The 22568-nt window shown below is 61.0% G+C and carries 22 protein-coding genes; 10 read left to right on the top strand and 12 right to left on the bottom strand.

The window, feature by feature from the left end; all coding sequences use genetic code 11:
- Positions 1-9 precede the first annotated feature (9 nt).
- Both argB and slmA read left to right on the top strand, forming a co-directional pair.
- The gene (gene argB / locus ACMG4N_RS03565) at positions 10-909 is read left to right on the top strand and encodes an acetylglutamate kinase (RefSeq protein ID WP_297764524.1); all 900 of its coding nucleotides are present in this window, start codon (positions 10-12) and stop codon (positions 907-909) included.
- A 111-nt stretch (positions 910-1020) separates the two neighbouring features.
- A complete protein-coding gene (slmA, locus tag ACMG4N_RS03560) occupies positions 1021-1608 on the top strand; it encodes a nucleoid occlusion factor SlmA (protein WP_297764521.1) in 588 nt (195 codons plus the stop codon).
- A gap of 110 nt (positions 1609-1718) precedes the next feature.
- Here slmA and ACMG4N_RS03555 read toward each other — a convergent pair whose 3' ends face one another.
- The 3 genes from ACMG4N_RS03555 to rph are packed head-to-tail and all read right to left on the bottom strand — an operon-like array spanning position 1719 to position 3730.
- A complete protein-coding gene (locus tag ACMG4N_RS03555) occupies positions 1719-2339 on the bottom strand; it encodes a hypothetical protein (protein WP_297764519.1) in 621 nt (206 codons plus the stop codon).
- Positions 2340-2341: 2 nt separating this feature from the next.
- Positions 2342-3004: an orotate phosphoribosyltransferase gene (gene pyrE, locus ACMG4N_RS03550; protein ID WP_035248706.1), complete on the bottom strand. Its 663-nt coding sequence runs from the start codon at positions 3002-3004 to the stop codon at positions 2342-2344.
- A gap of 9 nt (positions 3005-3013) precedes the next feature.
- Complete coding sequence (rph, locus tag ACMG4N_RS03545; protein WP_035248709.1) at positions 3014-3730, bottom strand: ribonuclease PH; 717 nt, start codon at positions 3728-3730, stop codon at positions 3014-3016.
- A 158-nt stretch (positions 3731-3888) separates the two neighbouring features.
- Between rph and ACMG4N_RS03540 the strand changes: the two genes are divergently transcribed.
- Positions 3889-4740 carry a YicC/YloC family endoribonuclease gene (locus ACMG4N_RS03540; RefSeq protein ID WP_297764514.1) on the top strand — a complete coding sequence of 284 codons (852 nt, stop codon included), beginning with the start codon at positions 3889-3891 and terminating at the stop codon, positions 4738-4740.
- Positions 4741-4761: 21 nt separating this feature from the next.
- Here the strand turns inward: ACMG4N_RS03540 and ACMG4N_RS03535 are convergent, their stop codons facing one another.
- The 3 genes from ACMG4N_RS03535 to ilvD form a co-directional block, all read right to left on the bottom strand.
- Positions 4762-6189: a Glu/Leu/Phe/Val family dehydrogenase gene (locus ACMG4N_RS03535; protein WP_414432910.1), complete on the bottom strand. Its 1428-nt coding sequence runs from the start codon at positions 6187-6189 to the stop codon at positions 4762-4764.
- Between the two features lie 111 nt (positions 6190-6300).
- A complete protein-coding gene (gene doeB, locus ACMG4N_RS03530; protein ID WP_414432909.1) occupies positions 6301-7290 on the bottom strand; it encodes a N(2)-acetyl-L-2,4-diaminobutanoate deacetylase DoeB in 990 nt (329 codons plus the stop codon).
- 141 nt (positions 7291-7431) lie between these two features.
- Positions 7432-9117: a dihydroxy-acid dehydratase gene (ilvD, locus tag ACMG4N_RS03525; protein ID WP_414432908.1), complete on the bottom strand. Its 1686-nt coding sequence runs from the start codon at positions 9115-9117 to the stop codon at positions 7432-7434.
- Between the two features lie 172 nt (positions 9118-9289).
- Between ilvD and gmk the strand changes: the two genes are divergently transcribed.
- The 5 genes from gmk to ACMG4N_RS03500 all read left to right on the top strand — a co-directional run bounded on the left by gmk (position 9290) and on the right by ACMG4N_RS03500 (position 13704).
- Positions 9290-9913, top strand: a complete 624-nt coding sequence (gene gmk, locus ACMG4N_RS03520) for a guanylate kinase (RefSeq protein WP_297768052.1) — start codon at positions 9290-9292, stop codon at positions 9911-9913.
- A 143-nt stretch (positions 9914-10056) separates the two neighbouring features.
- Entirely contained in the window at positions 10057-10320 is a 264-nt protein-coding gene (gene rpoZ, locus ACMG4N_RS03515) for a DNA-directed RNA polymerase subunit omega (protein ID WP_035249864.1), read from the top strand.
- Positions 10321-10511: 191 nt separating this feature from the next.
- Positions 10512-12623, top strand: coding sequence for a bifunctional GTP diphosphokinase/guanosine-3',5'-bis pyrophosphate 3'-pyrophosphohydrolase (gene spoT, locus ACMG4N_RS03510; protein ID WP_297768048.1), 2112 nt, complete (start codon positions 10512-10514; stop codon positions 12621-12623).
- Positions 12624-12932: 309 nt separating this feature from the next.
- Positions 12933-13319: a RidA family protein gene (locus ACMG4N_RS03505; RefSeq protein WP_414432907.1), complete on the top strand. Its 387-nt coding sequence runs from the start codon at positions 12933-12935 to the stop codon at positions 13317-13319.
- Positions 13320-13467: 148 nt separating this feature from the next.
- Positions 13468-13704, top strand: coding sequence for a DUF2789 domain-containing protein (locus ACMG4N_RS03500; RefSeq protein WP_297768041.1), 237 nt, complete (start codon positions 13468-13470; stop codon positions 13702-13704).
- Between the two features lie 2 nt (positions 13705-13706).
- On the opposite strand, the gene ACMG4N_RS03495 is transcribed toward ACMG4N_RS03500, so the two are convergent.
- The 4 genes from ACMG4N_RS03495 to ACMG4N_RS03480 form a co-directional block, all read right to left on the bottom strand.
- Complete coding sequence (locus ACMG4N_RS03495; protein ID WP_414432906.1) at positions 13707-14285, bottom strand: VTT domain-containing protein; 579 nt, start codon at positions 14283-14285, stop codon at positions 13707-13709.
- 106 nt (positions 14286-14391) lie between these two features.
- On the bottom strand, positions 14392-15498 hold the full coding sequence (locus tag ACMG4N_RS03490; protein ID WP_297768034.1) for a 5-(carboxyamino)imidazole ribonucleotide synthase: 1107 nt from the start codon (positions 15496-15498) through the stop codon (positions 14392-14394).
- Positions 15498-15989 carry a 5-(carboxyamino)imidazole ribonucleotide mutase gene (gene purE, locus ACMG4N_RS03485; protein WP_035249853.1) on the bottom strand — a complete coding sequence of 164 codons (492 nt, stop codon included), beginning with the start codon at positions 15987-15989 and terminating at the stop codon, positions 15498-15500. Before purE ends, ACMG4N_RS03490 begins: the two co-directional genes overlap by 1 nt.
- Before the next feature lie 359 nt (positions 15990-16348).
- Positions 16349-17194: an NAD-dependent epimerase/dehydratase family protein gene (locus ACMG4N_RS03480; protein ID WP_414432905.1), complete on the bottom strand. Its 846-nt coding sequence runs from the start codon at positions 17192-17194 to the stop codon at positions 16349-16351.
- A gap of 193 nt (positions 17195-17387) precedes the next feature.
- Here ACMG4N_RS03480 and ACMG4N_RS03475 point away from each other — a divergent pair, with 193 nt between their 5' ends.
- Both ACMG4N_RS03475 and recG read left to right on the top strand, forming a co-directional pair.
- Positions 17388-18290, top strand: a complete 903-nt coding sequence (locus ACMG4N_RS03475) for a hydrogen peroxide-inducible genes activator (RefSeq protein ID WP_297768101.1) — start codon at positions 17388-17390, stop codon at positions 18288-18290.
- 100 nt (positions 18291-18390) lie between these two features.
- Positions 18391-20478 (top strand): ATP-dependent DNA helicase RecG, encoded by a 2088-nt coding sequence (recG, locus tag ACMG4N_RS03470; RefSeq protein ID WP_297768027.1) that lies wholly within the window; start codon positions 18391-18393, stop codon positions 20476-20478.
- Between the two features lie 6 nt (positions 20479-20484).
- Here recG and ACMG4N_RS03465 read toward each other — a convergent pair whose 3' ends face one another.
- Positions 20485-21603, bottom strand: coding sequence for a hypothetical protein (locus tag ACMG4N_RS03465; RefSeq protein WP_297768025.1), 1119 nt, complete (start codon positions 21601-21603; stop codon positions 20485-20487).
- Between the two features lie 569 nt (positions 21604-22172).
- A complete protein-coding gene (locus tag ACMG4N_RS03460; protein WP_297768022.1) occupies positions 22173-22535 on the bottom strand; it encodes an STAS/SEC14 domain-containing protein in 363 nt (120 codons plus the stop codon).
- Between the last annotated feature and the right edge of the window lie 33 nt (positions 22536-22568).

The raw sequence follows: 22568 nt of genomic DNA, 5'->3' as shown, positions 1-22568 counted from the left end.
GGAGACCCAATGGACACCAACAGTGCCCACGACACCGCCCGGATTCTGATTGAGGCGCTGCCCTATATTCAGCGCTTTTCCGGTGCCACCGTGGTGATCAAGTACGGCGGCAACGCCATGGAAAACGACGAGCTGAAAAACAGCTTCGCCCGCGACGTGGTGATGCTGAAACAGGTTGGCCTCAACCCGGTGATCGTTCACGGCGGTGGCCCGCAGATCGGTAGCCTGCTGGAACGCCTGGGCAAGGAGTCGAAGTTTGTTCAGGGCATGCGCGTCACCGATCAGGAAACCATGGACGTGGTACAGATGGTGCTCGGCGGTCTGGTCAACAAGGACATCGTCAACCTGATCCAGCACAACGGCGGCCAGGCCATCGGCCTCACCGGCAAGGATGGACGCCTGATCAAGGCCCGCAAGATGCTGCTAAAGGCTCAGGACGAAAACGATCCGGCCCTGCAGACCTCGGAAATTATCGACATCGGCCATGTGGGCGAAGTGCAGGGTATCGACACCACCATCATCGACCTGATCGCCGGCAGTGATTTCATTCCGGTGATCGCCCCTATCGGCGTAGATGAAAAGGGTATCAGCTACAACATCAACGCGGACCTCGTCGCCGGCAAAATGGCCGAGGTGCTGCGCGCCGAGAAACTGATCCTGCTCACCAATGTGGCAGGCTTGAAAGACAAGCAGGGCAAAGTACTCACCGGCCTTAGCGCCGAGCGGGTCGATGAACTGATCAAGGACGGCACCATCCACGGCGGCATGCTGCCCAAGATCGGCTGCGCCCTGGACGCGGTGAAAAACGGCGTGCACACCGCCCACATCATTGATGGTCGGGTATCCCACGCGGTGCTGCTGGAAATTCTTACCGATCAGGGTATCGGGACTCTGATCAGTAAGAACTGAGATTGTAGGACCCATGCTCGCATGGCGAACATGGCAACGCCCTTCAGGGATTTCGCCATGCAAGCATAGCTCCTACGAGGGCTGACAATATAACAACGGGAACGACGCTACATGACCGAAAAAAAACCGTCGCGCAAAGAGCAGATTCTGCAGTCGCTCGCCCACATGCTGGAAGCCGGGCCCGGGGGGCGTATCACCACCGCCGGTCTGGCTCGGGAAGTGGGGGTCTCAGAGGCGGCGCTGTACCGGCATTTTCCCAGCAAGGCGAAGATGTTCGAGGGGCTGATCGAGTTTATTGAAGAGGCGATCTTCTCCCGCATCAACCGCATTACCGAAGAAGGGGATGCCACCGGCCAGGTGGAACAGATCCTGACCCTGATGCTGGCCTTTACCGAGCGCAACCCGGGGATTACCCGGCTGCTCACCGGTGATGCCCTGACCGGCGAGAATGAACGCCTGCACCAGCGCATCCTGCAGTTCTATGATCGGGTGGAAAGTCAGCTCAAGCAGGTGCTGCGCGACGCGGAGCTGAAAGAAGGGCTGCGCACCCGGGCCACTCCCACCATTACTGCCAACCTGTTGCTGGCAGTGGTCGAGGGGCGCATTGCCCAATTTGTTCGCTCAGGTTTCAAAATCCGCCCTGGCCAGGACTGGCAGGCGCAGTGGGAATTGCTGATCCCCACCTTGTTCCGGGAATAGCCCTGCAGGCGCGGCGTGTAACGACGCAGCGATCGCAGGGCGCGCCCCGACGGGATGAGCGAAGCGAATAACCTGCCCGCTGGCAGGCCCTGCCAGATAAGGGCCAGGGTTTAACGTTCTGCCTTCTCGATTTCCTTCAGCCGCTGGATGATCGGCGCGTATTCCTTTTTTGCCGCGTCGATATCGGTTTCGAACTCCACCAGCTTTTCTTCCGTTACTTCAATCTGGCGCTTCAGACGCTCAATGGCTTCCTGGACACCCTCCGGCACATCGCGACCGGCTCGTTCATTCCGGGCCGCCACCGCGATCTCGTCATCCAGCTTCATCTGTAGCTGAGCCAGGCTGTTTTCTTCATAGCTGATGCTCAGCTCCAGGGAGTCGATCTTGCGGTCCCTGGCGCGTACCGCATCTTCCGGCCCCGCATACAGACGCACCAGTTCCTTGTCTTCACGGGCCTGACGAGCCCGCTGCAGACGAACCTGCCGGGCCTCTTCATCATTCAGATTAACGCCATCCACATCTTCCAGAACCCGCCCATGCTGATCCAGCAGCTGATAACCGCTACGCATGGCATCGGTGGTCAGAGTACGGTTCAAGTGGACCACCCCATCGGCAGTCACATGCCGAAAATAGGCACCGTCCGGCATGCGCTCACTGGCGCGCTGCCCAAATCGCGCCGCCAGTGTTGGCGCTGACAGAATCAGCACCAGAATCAGAGCAATACATCTCATTATTATTCCACTCCATAACGCTCCCGGTACTGCCGCATACGGTACACCATGGGCTCGCTATCCGGTTGCTGTTCCAGCCAGTGAATAATATCGTTCATCGCCACGATACTGCCCACCGGTACCCCCAACGATTGCTCCACTTCCTGAATCGCTGACAGCCCTCTCCCCGCTTCGGAAGGCTCCTTACCGCACTCCTGGCGATCCAGTGCCACCATGACCCCCGCCATGGTGGCATCGGTCTTCTCGAACAACGCTGCCACTTCACGGATGGCCGTGCCCGCGGTAATCACATCATCAATCACCAGCACCCGGCCCTGTAAGGGCGCCCCGACCAGCCAGCCGCCTTCGCCATGATCCTTGGCTTCCTTGCGGTTAAAGGCCCAGGGCAAATCGCGGCCATGGTGCTCGGCCAGCGCCACTGCCACCGCTGCCACCAGCGGAATCCCTTTATAGGCAGGCCCGAACAGCATATCGAATTCCTGCCCGGAGGCGACGATGGCGTCCGCATAATAGCGGCCCAGTCGCGCCAGGGCCTCACCGGTGTTGAAGGTGCCCGCATTGAAGAAGTACGGGCTCTTGCGACCGGATTTGAGGGTAAATTCGCCGAACTTCAGCGCCTCACGCTCCTGGGCAAAACGCAGAAAATGCTTCTTGTAGTTCTTCATTGTCTATCCTTACCAACCCAGCACCTGCTGCTGTGCCTGAATGATTTCACCGATGCCCTTCTCCGCCAGCCCCAGCAGGGTGTCGGACTGTTCGCGGGTAAAGGGAGCCCCTTCAGCGGAGCCCTGGATCTCGATAAAGCCGCCCTGCTGGGTCATCACCACGTTCATATCGGTGCCGGCGTTGGAGTCTTCCGCATAATCCAGATCCAGCACCGGCTCGTCCTTGTAAACGCCCACGGATACCGCGCCAACCAGACCGGTAAGCGGGTCATCCTTGATCTTCTTGGTTTCCAGCAGATGGGAAAAGGCATCCACCAGGGCCACGCAGGCACCGGAAATGGAGGCGGTGCGGGTGCCGCCATCAGCCTGCAGTACATCACAATCCAGGAAGATGGTGCGCTCACCCAGCTTTTTCATATCTACGGCAGCACGCAGGGAACGACCGATCAGACGCTGGATTTCAAGGGTACGGCCACCTTGCTTGCCCCGGGAAGCCTCGCGACCGGAGCGGGTGTGGGTGGAACGGGGCAGCATGCCGTACTCGGCAGTGATCCAGCCCTGGCCCTTGCCCTTCAGAAAGCGCGGCACACCTTCCTCCACGGACGCGGTACACAGCACCTTGGTATCCCCGAAAGCGACCAGCACGCTGCCCTCGGCGTGAACGGTGTAGTTGCGGGTGAAGCTCAGTTCACGCAGCTGATCATGGGCTCGGCCGGAAGGACGCATGGAAACTCCTGAAGTGTCTTGAATGCAAAAGGGCCGCCATTGTAGCAAAGGCAGGGGCGGTTCTGCCTGCTTGGTGGGTCATTAGGCCCGATGGGCCCTCGTGGTCTAGACTATGGGGCCCGTCCAACCGCTGTTTCGAGGTTCACATGATCTGCAGTATGACCGCTTTCGCCCGCGCCGACCGTCATCTGGAAGGCTACAGCCTGGTCTGGGAGATCAAAGCCGTGAATCACCGCTACCTGGAAGTGAGCCCGCGCCTGCCCGACGCCCTGCGCGCCCTGGAAAACGGCGTGCGTGAGAAATGCCGCAAGGCGCTGGCCCGGGGCAAGGTGGAAGTGACCCTGCGCTACCAGCAGGACGACAGCGAGGTGTCCCTGGAGCTCAACGAGGAACTGGTGAAGCAGCTTTCCGATGTATCCCGTCGGGTCGGCGACCTGGTCCAGCATCCCGGCCAGGTAAACCCCATGGAAATCCTCCGCCATCCTGGCGTACTCAGCACCCGCAAGCTGGATGTGGAACTGCTGCAGAACGAATCCCAGTCCCTGCTGGATGAAGCCCTTGACGCCCTGATCGACACACGCCGCCGGGAAGGCGAGCAATTGGGCCAGCTGATCGTCGACCGGCTGGATGGCATCGGCACCCAGATCGATATCGTCAAAGCCGCCATCCCCCGCATCAAGGAGGCGCAGCGCGACCGCCTGCGCACTCGTATCCAGGACGTGATCGAGTCCCCGGACCCGGATCGCCTGGAGCAGGAGCTGGTCATGCTGGCCCAGAAAATGGACGTGGACGAAGAGCTGGACCGCCTGGTGACACACGTCAGCGAAGTACGGCGCATCCTCAAGAAAGGCGGCCACATCGGCCGCCGACTGGATTTTTTGATGCAGGAACTCAACCGCGAAGCCAATACCCTGGCAAGCAAATCCGTGGACAGCGAAACCACGGCGGCGGCAGTGGAACTGAAAGTGCTCATCGAGCAGATGCGGGAACAGATCCAGAATATCGAATAAGCCCCGCGCGCCGCTTCTTTTTCAGAAGCCGATATCCCGGTAATGCCGGGATACTTTCTCAATGGCAATCACATAGGCCGCCATCCGATAATCGTCAATTTTCGGATTCTCGTTACGGGTACGGATGATTTCCTGCAGGGCCAGTCGCATGGAATCATCCAGGCCCGAGCGCACCAGGTCGAACTCGTCGGCGCCACGGGCCAGCTCCTTGACGATATGCTCAGGCACCTTGGTATCGGTGGCCTGTTCAATGGCATCAATCACATGCTGACCGCGGGCTTCGTGGAAACGTTTGTCCAGGCGCCCGAAACGCACATGGTTCAGGTTACGAATCCATTCGAAGTAGGAAACGATCACGCCACCCGCATTGCAGTAGGCATCGGGAATGATTTCCACGCCCTTTTCGCGGAGAATCCGGTCGGCTTCAAAGGTGACCGGACCGTTGGCCGCTTCCGCGATCAGACTGGCCTGAATGCGTGGCGCGTTTTCCGTGGTGATGACCCCTTCCAGGGCCGCCGGGATGAGAATATCGCACTCTCTTTCCAGGGCCTTGATGCCATCTTCCAGATACTCGGCCCCGGGGAAGCCCTTCACCCCGCCGCTTTCGACAATATGCTGACGCACCGCGCCCACATTCAGCCCGTCTTCATTAATGAGGGCGCCATCACGCTCGATGATCGCCGTGATAAGGCAGTCATCCTCGGTTTCCAGGAAGTGGGCCGCGTGATAACCCACGTTCCCCAACCCCTGGACAATGACTCGTTTTCCGGAGAGTGAACCGGACAGCCCGGCACGCTTGATTTCTTCCGGGTGACGGAACAGCTCGCGTAGCGCGTATTGCACGCCCCGACCGGTGGCCTCATTTCGGCCACGCACGCCACCGTGCTCCACCGGCTTGCCGGTCAGCGCACCCATATAATTGATGTCGTTGGGGAACATCTGCTTGTAGGTGTCCACCATCCAGCCCATTTCCTGGGGACCGGTGCCCATATCCGGGGCCGGCACATTCTGGGAGGGACTCAGGTAGCCCTTGTTGATCAGCTCACGGGCAAAGCGGCGGGTGATGGCTTCCAGCTGGTGGCGCTGGTATTTTTTCGGGTCGATCACCAGCCCGCCTTTCGAACCGCCGAAGGGCACATCAACGATGGCGCACTTGTAGGTCATCAGCGCCGCCAACGCCTCCACTTCATCCTGATCCACAATCGGGGCGTAACGGATACCGCCCTTGGAAGGCAGACGGTGATCACTGTGGGTGGCGCGCCAGCCGGTGAAGATCTCCGCCTTGCCGTTGATCTCCACCGGAAAGGACACCTGCACCACGCTCTGGCACACCTTCATGGCATTGCCCATGCCGGCATCAAGACCCATGATGCCGATGGCATGGTCGACCATGTGTTCAACGCTTTCCCGAAATGACATGCCCTTCTGGGCATACTTGGTATCGCTCATGGCTGCTCCGTCAGTCCTGTTATTCTTGATAGGACTTGAACATTAGCAGCGCTTTCACAGCAAGGGTGTTTGTGCTTTGTTATGCCCTGTTAACGTGCACGGAAGTGCCAGTCAACGCGGCACCGCCAGCACCGCAAAGGTGTCCCCCACATTCACCAACGCCGGATGCCGGCGTCCGATCAACAGACCATCATAGGGAGCGCAATACTCCACCGGGGGCTCACCGGTACGTTCCAGGGAATGCACCCGGGCCAGCACCTCACCGGCGCGCACGGCATCACCCAAAGCCACGGCAAATTCCAGCAGGCCACGCTGTTCGCTGACCCGGTAATACTCACTGCCGGGAATCTCCAGGGCCTGCGAGGCCACTACCTCCGGATCGCCGGGCAGGATGCCGGCAAACCGCAGCAGGTTCTCCACCCCCTGTTCTGCCAGCGCCACAGTCTCGGGCGTGGTGGTGCCGCCGCCGCGCAGTTCCGTGCTGACAAACACCTTGCCACCCCCCTCTACCACGCTGTCGTAAAGCACATCGCCTTCCAGCTCTGCCATGAACAGCGTGTAGGGCGCACCGAAGGCGGTGGCGGCGGCCAGGCAACGGGCTTCGAACTCCCGGTCCGCCATGCGGTGGGTGGCGGCAAAGGGCAGCAGATCCAGGGTGCGGCCACCGGAGTGAATATCCAGCGCCAGATCACACAGCGGCACCAGGTAGCGGGTGAGGTAATCGGCGATCTTTTCCGTCAGGGTGCCCGCAGGATTACCGGGAAAGGCCCGGTTCAGATTGCCGCCATCCAGCGGCGAAGTGCGGGAGCCATTAAGCACCGCGGGATGGTTGAGCATGGGCACGATAATCACGCGCCCGGTGATCTGCTCAGGCTGCAACCGGTTGGCCAGTTTCAGCAGCGCGGTAATGCCTTCGTACTCGTCACCGTGATTGCCGCCGGAGAGCAGCGCGGTGGGCCCCTCGCCGTTGCGAACCACGGTGATCGGGATCATCACATTGCCCCAGGCGGAGCCGTCATGGGAATGAGGCAGTTTGAGAAAACCGTGCTGAACGCCGTCCCGGTCGAAGTCCACGGTGGCGGTGATGGGGCTGTCTTGCATAACGGCATCGGGTCCGGGCTGAGAATGGTGGCGGGGGCGTCTGTCACGCCCCCGGTGACTCTCTATGATGCGCGCTTTGCCGGGATCGCGAACAGTGCAATTTCGCGCCGTCAGCGATACCGGAAGCCGGGACCTTCCGGCTCAGAAGTCGTCGGTCACCGCCCCCTCGCTGGCGGAGCCCACCAGGCGCGCATATTTTGCCAGCACACCACGGGTATAACGCGGCGGCGGTTGCTGCCAGTTGGCTCGTCGCCGAGCCAGCTCCTCATCGGACAGATCCACCGTGAGGCTGTTGGCCTCGGCATCGATGGTGATGCGGTCGCCGTCTTCCAGTAGTGCCAACGGGCCGCCGTCGAACGCTTCCGGGGTGACATGGCCCACCACGAAACCATGGCTGCCGCCGGAAAAACGCCCATCGGTGATCAAGGCAACATCGTTGCCCAGACCCCTGCCCATGATCGCCGAAGTAGGGGTGAGCATTTCGCGCATGCCCGGGCCGCCACGAGGGCCTTCATAGCGGATCACCACCACATCGCCGGCAACCACTGTGCCGTCATTGATGCGTGCCTGGGCCTCTTCTTCCGAACCGAACACCCGCGCCGAGCCGGAAAAATGAGTACCTTCCTTGCCGGTGATCTTGGCCACCGCGCCCTCCGGGGCCAGGTTGCCATAAAGAATGCGCAGGTGGCTTTCCGCTTTCAGCGGTGCGGACAATGGCGCAATGATGTCCTGGTCCACCGGATACGGCGCTACCTCGGCCAGATTCTCTGCCAGGGTGCGACCGGTGACAGTCAGACAGTCGCCGTGCAGCAGGCCAGCTTCCAGCAAGATTTTCATCAGCGGCTGAATGCCACCGATGGCCACCAGCTCGCTCATCATGTACTGACCGCTGGGGCGCAGGTCCGCCAGCACCGGTACCCGCTTGCCGATGTCCGTGAAGTCGTCCAGTGACAACGGCACCCCCACCGTGCGGGCCATACCGAGAAGGTGCAGCACCGCATTGGTGGAACCGCCCAGGGCGATCACGATGGTGATGGCATTTTCAAAGGCCTCGCGCGTCATGATGTCGGAGGGCTTGATGTCCTTCTCCAGCAGGTGCAATACCGCCGCACCGGCTCGCACGCAGTCTTCCTGCTTTTCCTCGGACACCGCATTCTGCGCCGAGCTGCCCGGCAGACTCATGCCCAGCGCCTCAATGGCCGAGGCCATGGTATTGGCGGTGTACATGCCACCGCAGGAGCCGGGACCGGGGATGGCGGTTTCTTCAATCTGCTTGAGCTCAATCAGGTCCATGTCACCACGGGAATGGGCGCCCATGGCCTCGAACACGGAGACGATATCGGTATGGCCCTTGCCGGGCAGGATGGTGCCGCCGTAGACAAACACACTGGGACGGTCGAGCCGGGCCAGGCCGATCAGACAGCCGGGCATGTTCTTGTCGCAACCGCCAATGGCCACCAGCCCATCAAAGCCTTCACAGCCGGCCACTGTCTCGATGGAATCGGCAATCACTTCGCGGGACACCAGCGAATACTTCATCCCCTCGGTGCCGTTGGCGATGCCATCGGAAATGGTGATGGTATTGAATATCACCCCTTTACCGCCGGCACCGTCAGCGCCTTCACAGGCCCGCTCTGCCAGTTCGCCGATATGGCTGTTACAGGGGGTCACCTGGCTCCAGGTGGAAGCAATACCCACCTGGGGCTTGCGAAAATCCTCATCGGTAAAGCCCACCGCCCGCAACATGGCACGGCCGGCCGACTTGCCCGGGCCATCTACCACCTTCGATGAATGACGACGGCGCGGGTCGTCCTGGATATCACTCATAATCTCTCCTTGTCCGGTGCAGGGAAGTGTCCGACTCATTCGTGGCGGGCTCGGCACAGCATTGCATACGGTACCCTGCCATGGCCCTGGCATCGAGTCGCATATGACGTGCCGCCCCCTTTACGCCTATAATGCGCGCTTTACCGGGATCGCGAACAGGACCGTCCTCACTATGGCCGACAAAGGCACGCTGTATATCATTTCCGCCCCGTCCGGCGCCGGCAAGACCAGCCTGGTGGCGGCGTTGGTCGACAAGCTGGAGCAGGTGCGCATCTCCGTCTCCCATACCACCCGCGCCATGCGTGCCGGTGAGGAAGACGGGGTGAACTACCACTTCACCGACCGCAACAGCTTTGTCCAGAAAGTGGAACAGGGGCGATTCCTGGAGCATGCCGAAGTCTTTGGCAACCTCTACGGCACCAGTGCCGACTGGGTAGCCCAGACCCTGCGCAGCGGCGAAGATGTAATTCTGGAAATCGATTGGCAGGGTGCCACGCAGATCCGCAAGCAGCTGCCAGACTCGGTGAGCATCTTTATTCTGCCACCCTCTCTGGAAACTCTGGCCGAACGCCTGCGTGGCCGTGACACCGACGACGAGACGGTGATCCAGCAACGTCTGGACGGCGCCCAGGACGAGATGAGCCATTACGGCGAATTCGACTATCTGGTGGTAAACGACGACTTCCAGCGCGCGCTCTACGAACTGGAAGCCATCCTGGAAGCCCGTCGACTGATCACCGCCCGTCAGTCCGCGCGGCTGGCCGACACCCTGAGCAACCTGCTCGCCCAGCGGTAACCCGGCGAAACAGGGGCATTGCCCGCCTTTCCGCCCCGCGGCAGGCCCTTGTGCTGGACTGGTCACCGATTCACCAGTAAAATCGCCCATTGCGAATTTCAGGCGCTGCCGACTTCGGCACCGCCACCCTGTAGGAGAACAGCATGGCCCGTGTAACCGTTGAAGACTGCCTGGAAAAACTGGACAACCGCTTTGAGCTGGTACTGGTTGCCGGCAAGCGCTCCCGTCAATTGCAGACTGGCGGCAAAGAGCCCCGCGTGGCCTGGGAAAACGACAAGCCCACCGTGGTCGCCCTGCGCGAAATCGCCGAAGGTCACGTGACCGCGGAATCCGTGGACAACCCGATTGCTGACCGCAGCGCCGACGTAGACGAGCTGGCTCTGCTGACCCAGTCTTTCGGCGAGTAACACTGTTTCCGGCAAGTGCCCGCCCGGGCACTTGCCTGTATTTCCCCACTCTCTTCTGCTTTTCCTTTCCGGCACCTGCCACAAAACTGATTGCCCGTGACTATCGCGCTTGTCATAGACAAACCTCGCCCTCAAATCTAAGCTAAGGTTAATCCCTAATCATTACTCCGCCCCGGGCGTGACGAGGACTTTTGCCCACCATCCATAACCTGGAAAAACGGTTACGCAGTTATCTGGACGATGATCAGATCGCCCAGGTCGTACGCGCCTACCATTTTGCCGAGCAAGCGCACGAGGGGCAGTACCGCCGCACCGGGGATCCGTATATCACCCACCCGCTGGCCGTGGCCAACATCCTCACCGACATGCACATGGACCACTCTTCACTGATGGCCGCCATGCTGCACGACGTGATCGAGGATACCGGCATCTCCAAGGAACAGCTGGCCGGGGAATTCAGCGAGGAAGTCGCCGAGCTGGTGGATGGCGTCTCCAAGATCGCCCAGATCAAGTTCGAGTCCAAGGCGGAGCAACAGGCGGAAAACCTGCGCAAGATGATGCTGGCCATGACCCGGGACATCCGCGTCATCCTGATCAAGCTGGCCGACCGCCTGCACAACATGCGCACGCTGCATGTGATGCGCGCGGAAAAACGCCGCCGCATCGCCACCGAAACCCTGGAACTGTACGCCCCCATCGCCTTCCGGCTGGGCATGTACAACATGCGGGTGGAGTACGAGGATCTTGCCTTCCACGCCATCTATCCCATGCGTGCCCGCCTGATCGGCCAGGCGGTGAAAAAGGCCCGTGGCAACCGCAAGGAAATCCTCACCACCATCAAGGCCAGCCTGGAACACTGCCTGGAAGAAGAAGGCATCGAAGCCCGGGTGCTGGGCCGCGAGAAGCATCTGTACAGCATTTACACCAAGATGAAGGAACAACACAAACCGTTCGCCGACATCATGGATGTATTCGGCTTCCGCATCATCGTCGACCGGGTGGATACCTGTTACCGGGTGCTGGGTGCGGTGCACAACTACTTCACCCCGATCCCCGGCCGCTTCAAGGACTACATCGCCATTCCCAAGGCCAACGGCTACCAGTCCCTGCATACCACCCTCAAGGCGCGCTCCGGCATTCCCCTGGAAATGCAGATCCGCACCGAGGAAATGGAGGCCATGGCCAACAACGGCATCGCCGCCCACTGGCTGTACAAGGCCGAGGACGAGCCCGGCTCACCCACCCACAGCCGCACCCAGAGCTGGATGCAGCGGCTGCTTGAGCTGCAGCAAAAAGCCGGCAACTCCATGGAGTTCATCGAGAACGTAAAGGTGGATCTGTTCCCGGACGAGGCCTATGTGTTCACCCCCAAGGGCGACATCAAGGAACTGCCCGGCGGCGCCACCGCGGTGGACTTTGCCTATGCGGTGCATACCAAGGTGGGCAATCAGTGCGTGGCCGCCCGCATCGACGGCAAACTGGCGGCACTTTCCACGCCTCTGGAATCCGGCCAGACGGTAAAAATCATCACCGCCCCCAATGCCACCCCCAACCCGGCCTGGCTCAACTTCGTGGTCACCGGCAAGGCCCGCACCAACATTCGCCATTTCCTCAAGCACCAGCGTCGTGAAGACGCGGTGGAGCTGGGCGAACGGCTACTGGAAAAGGCCCTGCATTCCTATGACATCGGCATGGACGAGCTGCCCATCGAGCGGGTGGTGAGCGAGCTGGCCGGCAACGGCTACGTGGAACTGGACGACCTGCTGGAAGATATCGGCATGGGCAACCGCCTGGCACCGCTGGTGGCCCGCAAACTGGCCGGCGCCCGCGATGACGACGAACGCCAGCACGAAGACGACCGCCGCCCGCTGGCCATCCGCGGCAGCGAAGGCCTGATGGTCAGCTATGCCAAGTGCTGCCTGCCGCTGCCCGGCGATACCATCATCGGCCACCTGAGCGCCGGCCGCGGCATCGTGGTCCACCGGGACACCTGCAAGAACCTGCTGGCGGAAATGCGCAACGCCCCGGAAAAATGCATCGCCCTGAGCTGGGATAAACAGGTCGAGCAGGAGTTCACCGCCGCCCTGCGCATCGAGCTGATCAACAAGCGCGGCGTGCTGGCTACCCTGGCCAACAGCGTTTCCGAACTGGGCTCCAACATCGACACCATCGACATGGCAGAGAAGGACCCGACGCTCACCTCCCTCAACGTGACCATGACGGTAAAAGACCGCATCCACCTGGCCCGCATCATCAAGAAGCTACGCACGCTGGACAGCATCGTCCGCATTCACCGGCTTTAATAGCACGCCACCCGTCGCCTCGTAGGAGCGCCGCTCGCGGCGATAAACCCAACCCGGATCAACAGCATTGTCACCACAGAGGGCACTGAGACAGAGAGAAAACCCTTCTTTTTCTCAGTGAGCTCTGTGTCCTCTGTGGTAAATCGATCTTTCCAGAGGGTCGTTATCGCGCCGCCAGCGACGCTCCTACAAACAGGGAGGAACCTCCCATGTTGCGTGCGGGCCTGCTGCGTGCAAGCATAGCGCCTTTCCTGATTTCCGCTTGCCAGCGCTGCGGCGCTGACAGCTCAACCAAGTGAAGAACCGACCATGTCCAACCATTCCGTTATCAGCACCGACAAGGCGCCTCAAGCCATTGGCACCTATTCCCAGGCCATCAAGGCAGGCGCCACCGTTTACCTGTCCGGCCAGATTCCGTTGGTTCCTGACACCATGGAGTTGGTGGACGGGGATATGGAAACGCAGATCGAACAGGTATTCAGCAACCTGACCGCCGTCTGCGAAGCCGCCGGCGGCACCCTGCAGGACATCGTCAAACTGAATATTTTCCTCACCGATCTGAGCCACTTTGCCCTGGTCAACGAGGTAATGGCCCGCCACTTCAAACAACCCTATCCCGCTCGGGCCGCCATCGGCGTGGCCGCCCTGCCCAAGGGCGCCGGGGTGGAAATGGACGGCATCATGGATATTGCATAACCGCCGCAACAGGCCGCATTCACCATGCAACACGCCCGCTACTCGCGGGCGTTTTTGTTACCAATCTCTACGCCTCAAGGGGAAGACAACAGCGCCCCAAAAGCGCACCATCTGGATATAACGTCATCCGACCCGGAGGGACTGCGATATGGACACCGCAACCCACGACCTACCCACCCTGTTTGCCCAGCTTGGCCTGGATAACAGCGATGCGGCCATCGAAGACTTCATCCATCAGTACGCCGGCACCCTGAAAGACAGCATGCATCTACATCAGGCGCCGTTCTGGAACGATTCTCAGGCACGCTTTCTGGCTGATGCCATACGCGATGACGCGGACTGGGCCGAAGCCGTGGACAGCCTGAGTGCCCTGCTGCGCCACTAGTCTCAAGCCAGTTGCAGCACCCGGGCGATACGATCGAAGAAAAAGCAGTACACCAGCAGCGGGAGCGGCAGGCCAAGCAGCGAGCCAAGCAGATAATCGCGGCGCCTTACCCCGCTCAATGCCAGGGTGTAGTTCAGGGCAGGCATGGTCTGGAACAGCAGCCGCAGCAACACCACGCTGCGTACCGGGTGTCGGTCCAGGCGGGCGAGAATCTTTCTGGCCAGGGGCTTGTCGATATCGCGCAGGGCACTGCCGCCCACGCCTTGCACCACCTGAAAGGTCACCAGGCAGGATACGCAGGCCGCCACATACGTCACCAGCCCGCCGGCCACCGTACCCAAGGCCAGTATCGCCGCCGCCAGAAACGGCCAGCCCGGCAACTGAATCAGGTTACCGATGGCAAACGCCAACACAAAAAGCAGGACCCCCGCCGCCAGGTTGGCTTCCAGTAACGCCCGCAAGGCAGGCAGGGAGAACTGCTCACGCAGCCCGGTGAGTTCTACCAATAACAGCACTGTCACCAGCACCACGGCCAGCAGGATCAGTCGTCGATAACGTGTCATGGCAAGCGGCAAGGCCACATCCGGATTCCTGTCTCAAAGTCAGGATCCAGTGTAACCGATTGGGGGAAAGCGGGAACGTGAAGGGGTCGGAGGAGTTGCAAGTTTCACGTTGAACTTTTGCAACTCACCCCAGCGCCAATTCGGAATCCAGGACGGCCTGATAGCCCTCCGGCAGCACATCTGCCCAGGCATCCAGACCGGCGCGCAGACCTTCCAGGCTGTCCGCCACCAGATTGGCGTGGCCCAGCTTGCGCCCCGGGCGCACGCCCTTGCCGTACCAGTGCACCACACCCGGGTGCTGCAACCAGGCGCTTTCAAAGGGGGTACCGATCAGGTTCACCATGGCAGTGGGGCCATGCACGTTCAGCGCGTGCAAGGGCACCCCGGCCAGGGCGTGGACGTGCAGGTCGAACTGGGACCAGTCCGCGCCTTCGTGGGTCCAGTGGCCGGAATTGTGCACACGCGGGGCAATTTCGTTGACCATCAGCTGGCCATCGGTTTCGAAAAATTCCACCGCCATCACACCGGCATAGTCCAACTCTTCCATGATGCCCTTGAGCATCTGCTCCGCGGGCTTCTGCAGCTCTGCGCAGGCGTTGGCCGGCGCCAGGCTCAGGCGCAGGATGCCGTCCACATGCCAATTGCGGGTGAGCGGATAGAACAGGGTTTCGCCGCTGGTACTGCGGGCACCGACAATGGACAGCTCGCGGCGAAAAGGGATTTTCTGTTCGATGATGGCCTTGCCAGCCAGCTCGCTGGCAGGCACCGCACTCAGATCACCGCCTTCGCCAATGATCCAGGTTCCTCGCCCGTCATAACCGCCGGTACGGGCCTTGACCACAACGCCGCCAAACTTTTCTACGGCCGCAGCCAGATCTTCCGGCCGATCCAGGGTCACCCAGGGAGCAGTGGGAATGCCCAGCTTGTCGAGCATGGTTTTCTGGGTGAAGCGATCGGGAATCACCTCAAGTGCTCCGCGCGCCACACAACGGTCGCTTTTTGCCAGATCCGCGGACAGGCCGGCTTCCGGAAAGGCTTCGCGCTCCACGGTGATCACCGGATAGCGCTCCTGGCATTCTTCCCAGCTGATCGGCACGGCCAGATCCGAGGTGCCGGGCAGCAGCAGGGCCCGCTCCGGATCGTAACGATCCACCACCAGGCCCAGACGCGCCGCTGCTTCCGCCATCATCAGGCCGAGCTGGCCACCACCGAGAACGAGTACACGATTCATCAGCCTTCACCCAGCTCGGCGTTGGCCAGCACATCGTCGGCACGGGACGCTTTCCAGTCGGCGATCTTCTGCAACTGCTCCGGGTTGCCGGCGGCCAGCATCTGCGCCGCCAGCAGGCCCGCATTCCAGGCGCCAGCGGCGCCGATGGCCAGGGTGCCCACGGCCACGCCCTTGGGCATCTGCACGATGGACAGCAGGCTGTCCCAGCCGGACAGGGTGCGGCTTTTCACCGGCACGCCCAGCACCGGCAGCGGAGTCAGGGACGCAATCATGCCGGGCAGGTGAGCGGCGCCACCGGCGCCGGCAATGATTACCTGATAGCCATTGTCGTGGGCGCTTTTGGCGAAGTCATACATGCGCTGGGGGGTCCGGTGGGCAGACACCACTTCCGCCTTCCAGCCCACACCGAACTGGGTCAGGGCGTCACAGGCTTCTTTCATGGTTTCCCAATCGGACTGGGAGCCCATTACCACGGCAACCGGTGTGCTCATTCGCTTCACTCCATCGCGCCCACCACGGGCTTTTGCGGGCCCAGGGCCCGCCACAGAAAAAATTGAGGCGCACACTTTACTAGCGCGTGCGCGGGAGGCAAGTCCGCTTTAGAGGCAGTGAATAGTTAACAGTGAATAGTTAATAGTTAAAAGTTAAAAATAAACTCTAAATTCAACTGGTTACCGATCATTTGAGCACTTTCCCCCGGTTTTGATGGATCGCGCCGTTTATCGGCTGATCAGGGCGGCGTAGGTTGGGTTGAGCTCTGCGAAACCCAACATCACAACCAGATATCGGTCAAACGCCCGGCATTGTTGGGTTTCGCTGCACTCAACCCAACCTACGCGGTTTTCCATTTTCAACGTTTAACCTGCCACTCTTTTTCCGCCAGCACTTGGCTGTACCCATCCTGATAACCCGGATAGCGCAGGGTGTAATGCCCCTGGCGAATGTACTGGCTGCGGATCCGCTTGCCAGCAGGCGCGTCATCGGGCACCGCCAGAGTCAGCCCCTGTTGCTGAGCCAACCATTGCAGCACGTCCAGATTGCGTCCGCCCACGTTGTCGGTACCGATCACCAACGGCGGCATGTCCTGTCCCGCCAACCAGCCATCGGCGACCTGCTTCAGCAAGCCCACACAATCGTCACGATGAATGCGATTGGTCCACTGGGCGCGAGGCAGTGCCTCCTCCCCCCGGGCGAGGCGCGCCGCCTTGTCGATCTGACGATAACGACCCGGCCCGTAGATGCCGGAGAAGCGCACCACTGTGCAATGGGAGCGGATGCTGAGCTCCTCTTCCGCGGCCAGCAGCACCTTGCCGTTGTAGCGAGACGGCTTTGGCGGCGTCAGCTCGTCCACGTCGCCTTCAACGTCACCAAAGACCGCCGTGCTGGAGACGAACACCACCGGCGGCAGCGGCTGCTGGGCCGCCAGGGCATCCAGCAGGGTCTGCGGCGCCCGCACGTAGGCCTTCAGATACCCTTCCTCGCTGTATTCAGACGGCGTCATGATGATAATGACCAGATCCACCGGGTCCGGTGGCAGCATGGCGGCGCCTGCAAGCAAATCCTGGCTGTATAGCTCCACACCGGCGGGACAGCGGCTGCCCCGTCGAATGGCGCTGACCCGGTGACCCTCGGCCAGAAATTGCTCCGCCAGGCCGGTGCCCAGGTCACCCAGGCCGGCAATCAGAATGTGGGACATAAATGCACAACCAGTTAATAGTTAATAATGAATAGTTAACAGCGAAAGACACCCTTAATCCCAGGTTCACACGCATCTCCCATGACCGCACTCCCCTAGCCTTTCTCGCACGCTATTAACTATTCACTGTTAACTATTCACTGCCTTTTTTTCTAGGCACAATGAGCAGTAATTGGATAAGCGAATCAGTGCCATGACATTAACAGAACTACGCTATCTCGTCGCCCTGGCCCGGGAGCGCCATTTCGGCCACGCCGCCCAGGCCTGCAACGTGAGCCAGCCCACCCTCAGTGCAGCCATCAAGAAGCTGGAAGACCAGCTCGGCATGCCGCTGTTCGAACGCCGCCCTCGGGAAGTGGTGGTGACACCCCAGGCGGGGCCCATTGTCGCCCAGGCCCAACGGGTTCTGGAACAGGCAGACCTGCTGACGCAGATGGCCATGAGCCAGCAGGATCAACTGGGGTCGCCACTACGGGTAGGCGCCATTTTTACTGTGGCCCCCTATCTGTTCCCCACCATGGTGCCAAAGGTTCGCGCCGCGGCCCCGGAAATGCCCCTGTTCATCGAAGAAAACTACACCCACGTGCTGCGTCGCAAGCTGGAACAAGGCGACCTGGATGCCATTATCGTCGCGCTGCCCTTCTCCGGCGGCGGGCTGGTACGGGCACGCATGTATGAGGAATCTTTCTCGGTGCTGTTGCCCGGCGATCACCCCTGGACCAGCCAGACGGAAATCGCGCCGGATCAACTGCTCGACGAAACCTTGCTGCTGCTGGGCGAAGGCCATTGCTTCCGCGATCAGGTGCTGGAGCTGTGCCCGGCCATCGACTCCCAGCGACAACGCAATCTGGTACAAATTGAAGGTGGCTCCCTGGAAACCCTCCGCCATATGGTGGCCAGTGGCCTGGGCATCACCGTGCTGCCCAACTCGGCGCTCCACCAGCATGGCTATGACAAGGCCACTTTCGCGGTGCGCCCTTTCAAGGCCCCGGTTCCGGCGCGCACCATCGCCCTGATCTGGCGGGACAGCTTCCCGCGGCCGAAAGCCATCGAGGTGCTACGCCAGGCGGTGCCAAAGGAAGGACTGGCCGGCTGATAAGGAACGAGAAGCGAGGTTCGAGTTGCGAAAACCCGAACCGCTTTTTGCTTTTCGCAACTCGAACCTCGTTACTCGCACAGGAATCAACGGCTGACTGATGTCCGGTGACAATCTCGCATCCCTACCCATCACCCGCCTGAAAGGCGTCGGGCCCGCTGCTGCCGAACGGCTGGCCAAGCTGGGCCTGCACAACCTGGAGGATGTGCTGTTCCATCTGCCGTTCCGCTACGAAGACCGCACCCGGATTACCCCCATCGGCAGCCTGCGCCCGGAAACCGGGGTGGTCATCGAAGGCGAAGTGATGGCGGCGGATGTGGTATTCGGGCGCCGGCGCTCGTTGCTGTGCAAGGTGGCCGATGGCACCGGCATGGTGACCCTGCGCTTTTATCATTTCAGCGCCGCGCAGAAGAACAACATGGAACGGGGCAAGCCCATTCGCGTGTATGGCGAACCGCGCCCCGGGGCCGCCGGGCTGGAGTTTTATCACCCCGAATACCAAATCGGCACCAGCCTGCCTCCGCTGGAAAAAGCACTGACTCCTGTTTATCCCACCACCGAAGGTGTCAGCCAGAAACTGCTGCGCAACCTGGCCGGTCAGGCCCTGCAGTACCTGCAGGGTCACCCGCCGGCGGAACTGATCCCCGGGGAGCTGCTGGATCAACGCGGCCTGCCGTCACTCACCGACGCGCTGAGCAAGCTGCACAACCCGCGCCCGGATGATCCGGTCAACCTGCTGCTGGACGGCAAGCACCCGGCAGTAAAGCGACTGGTCATGGAAGAGATGGTGGCCCACCAGCTGGGCATGCTGCAGAAACGGGCGGGTCAGAAAGCCTTCCACGCCCCGCGCCTGCACGCGGATGATTTATTCCAACAACTACAGGCCAGCCTGCCCTTCACCCTCACCGGGGCCCAGCAGCGGGTGATTGGAGAGTTGCTTGGCGATATGGGCCAGCCCCACCCCATGCTACGACTGGTACAGGGGGATGTGGGCTCGGGTAAGACCCTGGTCGCCGCGGCTGCAGCGCTGGCCGCTATTGAATCCGGCTACCAGGTGGCGCTGATGGCGCCCACGGAACTGCTCGCCGAGCAGCATCGGGACAACTTCCACCACTGGCTGGCGCCGCTGGGCATTGAGGTGCACTGGCTGGCTGGCAGCCTGGGGGCCAAGGCCCGCCGGGACACCCAGGCGGCGCTGGCTGATGGCCGCGCCCCTATCGTGGTGGGTACCCATGCCCTGTTCCAGGAGGCGGTGCAGTTCCATCGCCTGGGCCTGACCATCATCGATGAACAGCACCGCTTCGGCGTGCAACAGCGCCTGGCCCTGCGCGAAAAAGGCCGCTTCGATACCCGCCATGGCATCCAGGTGCCCCACCAACTGGTGCTCACCGCCACGCCGATCCCCCGTACCCTGGCCATGAGCGTCTACGGTGATCTGGATACCTCGGTGATCGATGAAATGCCCCCCGGGCGTAAACCCATCGACACCCTGGTGCTGCCGGAAGGGCGCCGCCCCCAGGTGATCGAGCGCATCAACGACGCCTGCCAGCAGGGTACGCAAGCCTACTGGGTATGCCCGCTGATTGAGGAGTCCGAGGAAATTCAGGCCAGGGCGGCGGAAGCGTCATTCACAGAGCTGCAGGCCGCCCTGCCCGATCTCACCGTGGAGCTGGTACACGGCCGCATGAAGGCAAAGGAAAAGGCCGAACGCATGGCCCGTTTTGCCAGTGGCGAGGCCCAACTACTGGTGGCCACCACCGTCATCGAGGTGGGCGTGGATGTGCCCAACGCCACCCTGATGGTGATGGAAAATGCGGAACGGCTGGGCCTTGCCCAGCTCCATCAGCTGCGTGGTCGAGTGGGCCGGGGCGGCGAGCAAAGTTATTGCCTGCTGCTCTACCAGACGCCCCTGTCGCTCACCGCCAAACGACGCCTGGCAGTGATGCGCGACACCACCGACGGCTTTGTGATTGCCGAGGAAGATCTGAAATTGCGCGGTCCCGGCGAGTGGCTGGGCACCCGCCAGACCGGCGATATGGCCTTTCGCATTGCTGATCTGATGCGCGATGAAGCGCTGATGGAGCCCGCCCGGGACGTGGCAGACAGTCTGTTGCAACGTTGCCCGGCAAGCGTGGAGCCGCTACTGCGTCGCTGGCTCAAGGGCGGGCAGGATTACGCAGATATCTGAGCGTGCTTAATTGCTGCCACTATCCGCCTGTACCGGTAGTAACGGAATATCCAGGGAACCCTCCCAGTTTTCCGGCGTCGCCAGCCCCCGCACCCATTTTACCGAGAGAATCTGCCAGTCGGGATCCTGTTCGCGAAGCAAGGCAACTACGCCGGGAAGGTGCGCCGCGCCATAGGTGATGTAGATCTTGTTTGCCGGATCTGCCAGCAGCCGCTCCACCAGCTTGCGATTGCGGAAATCCAGCACCACCTTGTCCAGATCCCGGTCACGGATATTATCTTCATCAAGCGCAATGGAAATAAAACCCCGGCACAGCACACCGATCAGTTCCCGCTGGGAATCGTTGGCCTGACCATGCCAGTCCAGAAGACGGTCCACCAGATTCGGTGGGCGAGGCGTGGGGAGCTTGCCGCGGCGGCGCATGCGTTCATCGAATTCCGGATCGTTCATGATCAGACGCTGGTATTCCTGCTTCATATCCAGGGTCGTCACGTCGGCCACCACATGACGGCCAGGATTGCGCCGGGCGGACTCCTCCATCAGCGAGAAATAGTCCATCTGAAACGTCACACCACAAGCATCCGCCAATGCCTTGAAATGCTCCGCCAGGTCACCGCCACCAGCCTGATTGGCGTTGTACCAATCGTCCCCCTCCCCCGGCGAAGACTGAATGCCTTCGTAGTAGAGTCGATAGCCGGACTGCATGGCGGATTCCAGGTCATAGACCACGGATTTAAAGAAACTTTCCATGCCCACATGAACCATACCCTGGAAAACTACCGTCTTTTCTCCATTGGTGAGCACCACATTGGGTAACAGAGGCGGGTCCGCCTCTACCTTGTAGATCAGGTAGTAAATGGGGAAGGCAACGGCGATAGTGAGAAGGCTGAAGGTAACAATCAGGGTCGCCAGGGTATGGCCACGACGCTCCGTCCCCATTAACAGCAATGCCAGACCGCGCACCAGCAAACCCACTACAAGGGCGGCGGCCAGCACAGCCCAGAACAACCACAGGGTCCAGATAAACAGCACCGGCAGGCTGACAACAAACAAGACTACCAGCAGAAACTCGCCGATTGCCGTCAGACTGATCCTGCGCCGCTCTGCCGGTGACACCCCTGTCATTGGCTATCCTCTTCCTTGGTCGGCCCGGCGGTAGATAGTGGCCAGGCGTGGCCTGTCGGCCGGGAACGTCCAGTATCCCCATAACCGAAGACCGGTACCACCTCCCTCACAGGCCAAAAATCCTCGGCCCGGATGGCCCGCCACGGCGGCCTCGGGCGGCAAGCGGCTGACAACCCTGTCAGCCATTATTTATAACGCTTTTTTTATCTGCCGACGCTAGTGAATCGCGCAGCCGCGGCGTAATATCGCGCCGCCTTCCAGATGCAGCCAGACTGATACGGGAGGATTTCCACTACCAGACAGCAACTGTCTGACTTAAAAAGGAAAACGGCAATGGCAAAAGGCCCCAAACCGCTGCGCAACTGGGCGGCAATGGATCCACTGATGCGCAAGGGCGGCGCTCATCAAACCGCCAGGGAACAGACCCGGCCCCGTATGGACTGGCGCCAGGCGCTGGACGAATTCGAGGACCTGCAGGTGCGCCTGCCGGATGCACAGGAAGGAGAAATCAACGAAGGGCCGGATGGCCCTTCTTTTTTATCTGCGGGTGCGGCAACAAAATGGTGCGATCAGTCCGCGCAGATCCATGCCCTGGCACTGTCCACATCATCACCGGCAAAAACCTTTACGTCGATGGAAGGCAACAGCTTGTCGGCCAGCAGCGCCAGACGCCGCATCCAGTCCCGATCGGTGACCACGGCCTCACGCTCGAACTGTTGCCAGTGACGCAAACCGAACTTCAGGTCCTGGAACAGAGCATCCATGGCGACACCACCAAAGGTCTCCATTTCCGCATAGAAGCGCACCTTGTCGTGTTTCGCCAGCGCCGCTTCCAGAGCCTCTGCCACCGCATCGAATTCCGGGCGAGTGATCTTGCCGGAAATTCTTGCCCCAACCACCCGGTCATCCTCGAACGGAATCAACGTCAGCATGCCAGCTCCTCCTTGTGTGCTGCACGGCCCTCA

The organism is Alcanivorax sp. IL2, from assembly GCF_047495475.1.
Classification (GTDB): domain Bacteria; phylum Pseudomonadota; class Gammaproteobacteria; order Pseudomonadales; family Alcanivoracaceae; genus Alcanivorax.
The sequence above is the reverse complement of the archived record's forward strand: the minus strand, read 5'-3'. Positions and strand labels throughout refer to the sequence as shown.

Excerpts from the sequence above, each read along its gene's own strand:
- pyrE (WP_035248706.1), bottom strand. The coding sequence starts at position 3,004 with ATGAAGAACTACAAGAAGCATTTTCTGCGTTTTGCCCAGGAGCGTGAG.
- argB (WP_297764524.1), top strand. The coding sequence starts at position 10 with ATGGACACCAACAGTGCCCACGACACCGCCCGGATTCTGATTGAGGCG.
- rph (WP_035248709.1), bottom strand. The coding sequence starts at position 3,730 with ATGCGTCCTTCCGGCCGAGCCCATGATCAGCTGCGTGAACTGAGCTTC.
- ilvD (WP_414432908.1), bottom strand. The coding sequence starts at position 9,117 with ATGAGTGATATCCAGGACGACCCGCGCCGTCGTCATTCATCGAAGGTG.
- rpoZ (WP_035249864.1), top strand. The coding sequence starts at position 10,057 with ATGGCCCGTGTAACCGTTGAAGACTGCCTGGAAAAACTGGACAACCGC.
- ACMG4N_RS03555 (WP_297764519.1), bottom strand. The coding sequence starts at position 2,339 with ATGAGATGTATTGCTCTGATTCTGGTGCTGATTCTGTCAGCGCCAACA.
- gmk (WP_297768052.1), top strand. The coding sequence starts at position 9,290 with ATGGCCGACAAAGGCACGCTGTATATCATTTCCGCCCCGTCCGGCGCC.
- purE (WP_035249853.1), bottom strand. The coding sequence starts at position 15,989 with ATGAGCACACCGGTTGCCGTGGTAATGGGCTCCCAGTCCGATTGGGAA.
- ACMG4N_RS03465 (WP_297768025.1), bottom strand. The coding sequence starts at position 21,603 with ATGACAGGGGTGTCACCGGCAGAGCGGCGCAGGATCAGTCTGACGGCA.
- ACMG4N_RS03490 (WP_297768034.1), bottom strand. The coding sequence starts at position 15,498 with ATGAATCGTGTACTCGTTCTCGGTGGTGGCCAGCTCGGCCTGATGATG.
- doeB (WP_414432909.1), bottom strand. The coding sequence starts at position 7,290 with ATGCAAGACAGCCCCATCACCGCCACCGTGGACTTCGACCGGGACGGC.
- ACMG4N_RS03475 (WP_297768101.1), top strand. The coding sequence starts at position 17,388 with ATGACATTAACAGAACTACGCTATCTCGTCGCCCTGGCCCGGGAGCGC.
- ACMG4N_RS03480 (WP_414432905.1), bottom strand. The coding sequence starts at position 17,194 with ATGTCCCACATTCTGATTGCCGGCCTGGGTGACCTGGGCACCGGCCTG.
- ACMG4N_RS03540 (WP_297764514.1), top strand. The coding sequence starts at position 3,889 with ATGACCGCTTTCGCCCGCGCCGACCGTCATCTGGAAGGCTACAGCCTG.
- ACMG4N_RS03500 (WP_297768041.1), top strand. The coding sequence starts at position 13,468 with ATGGACACCGCAACCCACGACCTACCCACCCTGTTTGCCCAGCTTGGC.
- ACMG4N_RS03460 (WP_297768022.1), bottom strand. The coding sequence starts at position 22,535 with ATGCTGACGTTGATTCCGTTCGAGGATGACCGGGTGGTTGGGGCAAGA.
- slmA (WP_297764521.1), top strand. The coding sequence starts at position 1,021 with ATGACCGAAAAAAAACCGTCGCGCAAAGAGCAGATTCTGCAGTCGCTC.
- ACMG4N_RS03535 (WP_414432910.1), bottom strand. The coding sequence starts at position 6,189 with ATGAGCGATACCAAGTATGCCCAGAAGGGCATGTCATTTCGGGAAAGC.
- recG (WP_297768027.1), top strand. The coding sequence starts at position 18,391 with ATGTCCGGTGACAATCTCGCATCCCTACCCATCACCCGCCTGAAAGGC.
- ACMG4N_RS03505 (WP_414432907.1), top strand. The coding sequence starts at position 12,933 with ATGTCCAACCATTCCGTTATCAGCACCGACAAGGCGCCTCAAGCCATT.